This window comes from Lacticaseibacillus jixiensis, from assembly GCF_042847315.1.
In the GTDB taxonomy this organism is placed as follows: domain Bacteria; phylum Bacillota; class Bacilli; order Lactobacillales; family Lactobacillaceae; genus Lacticaseibacillus; species Lacticaseibacillus jixiensis.
Genome location: NZ_BAAFPR010000086.1, coordinates 1 through 1,360, shown reverse-complemented (window position 1 = coordinate 1,360; position 1,360 = coordinate 1). Strand labels below are relative to the sequence as shown.

Annotated in this window: 1 protein-coding gene; it reads right to left on the bottom strand. The window is 48.9% G+C overall.

Features of this window, described 5'->3' with window-relative positions:
* Window positions 1–20: 20 nt before the first annotated feature.
* Window positions 21–1,360: IS5 family transposase (locus ACGG90_RS15575; RefSeq protein WP_390410730.1), on the bottom strand; the 1,340-nt coding region annotated here is incomplete at its 5' end.

Genomic DNA, 1,360 nt, shown 5'->3' with positions numbered 1-1,360 from the left:
TAGTGGCTGGTGAATTAGCCCTAACTTTCAGGCAAATCCACGATAACTTTGTAATCAATCTTCACCGCAGTCTTATTCTTTTTGGCAGTAATCGAAATTGGTCTACTTAAAACTGCGAGAAGATTTTCCAAATTCGCCATGACCACACCAGTGTCTACGGCAACCGCAATTGTCTCTGCGGTCTTCTCTTTGACAAGATCCAATCCGAGATTCCCCTTTACGAACGAGAATCGGCGTTCAATTTCGCCGCGGCGGTTCTCTGCGTCTTGATCCTGATGGCGCTGTGCTGGATCCACATGCTTTGGTTTACGTCCAAGCCGCGGTCCACTCACGCGGATACCAAGGTTGGCACACATCCCAATGTTTTCGCGAGTTCGATACAGTGTGTCCAACAGTACCTCGTCTGGATATTCGCCGTGCACGTCGTAGTAGTGATCAAGTGTCGATCCAAGGTCACCACTTTCATTGAAGGCATTGAAAGAGAAACGCTCAATGTCAATCACGCCATCCATGATCGAAACATCGATCTTTGGTCCAAACTCAACCGGGGACTTTGATTTACCTCGCATGATTGGACGAATCTCCGGCTGACTTAAGCTTACGATCCGGTTTTCGACACGATGCGTGTGGTTGCGATACATGTAATCTTGTTGGTCAAAGACTAAGCGAATGACGCCAAGTCGCTTAGCCCGCGCCGCGGTCAAGGTCGCACCTTGGTCGATCATCTCATCGACATAGCGCAAGTCGCGACGAATGTATTGAAGTTGGGCTTTGATTTGCTTTTGTGTGAGCTTCCCCCAACGTCGTGGTTTGCGTGAAAAGGCAGTCCACTTTGCGTGAGCTTCACGCTTGTAAGTCCGTGGTGGTGCAATTTGAAGCTGTTTAGCCATGACTTTAATGTCATCTTCTAGGTTTGTTCTCGCCTGATTAAGTAGATGCGTATCTTGGGGAAACTTGATATTCACCGGAGTACAAGTTGCGTCGGTGATCATCACCGACTTGGTTGGTAAGTGGCGTTGAAGTCGTTCCCGAACCGTATCGGTCATGATATTGCGGATCAATTCAGAAATCGGCGCGATCCGCCGGCGAAAGTACGCCAGCGCCGTGTGATCGAATGGGACTTTAAGTTGATACTGAGGGATACCAATGAAGTATTGATAAGCCGGGGTGTCACGAATCGCTTCGACAACGTCTCGATCAGACAAACCCGTTCGTTGCTTGATCAACTGAGCACCATACAACAGGCGAAATGGTTTACCAGCACGGCCAAGCTTCGAAGGAAAAGCCAATTGGTATGCCTCGCTTAACTTCTGCCATGGCATTTGATCCGCAAGCTGAACCCACTCGTTGTCTGCACTGA